We start from the raw sequence: 303 nt of genomic DNA, 5'->3' as shown, positions 1-303 counted from the left end.
AACGGCAACGGCAACGGCAATATAGGGGGTTACCTCAAAAAAGGTATCTATTTGTTCGATTAAAAAAAGCCGATATTTACGCTTATTTTAGATGTTTCATTAGCGCATGATGGTCCCATTCCACCCCTTGAAGGAGTCCGATCATGCTTCAACTACGACCATTCAACACCCTCGGCGCCGCCAACCACGGCTGGCTCGATGCGCACCACCACTTCTCATTCGCCGAGTACTACGACCCAGCACGCATGCATTGGGGCAACCTGCGCGTCTGGAACGACGACATCATCGCCGCTGGCAGCGGCT

The sequence above is a fragment of the Pseudomonas sp. UBA5666 genome, assembly GCF_002420785.1.
In the GTDB taxonomy this organism is placed as follows: domain Bacteria; phylum Pseudomonadota; class Gammaproteobacteria; order Pseudomonadales; family Pseudomonadaceae; genus Aquipseudomonas; species Aquipseudomonas fulva.
Note: the sequence above shows the minus strand (reverse complement) of the source record.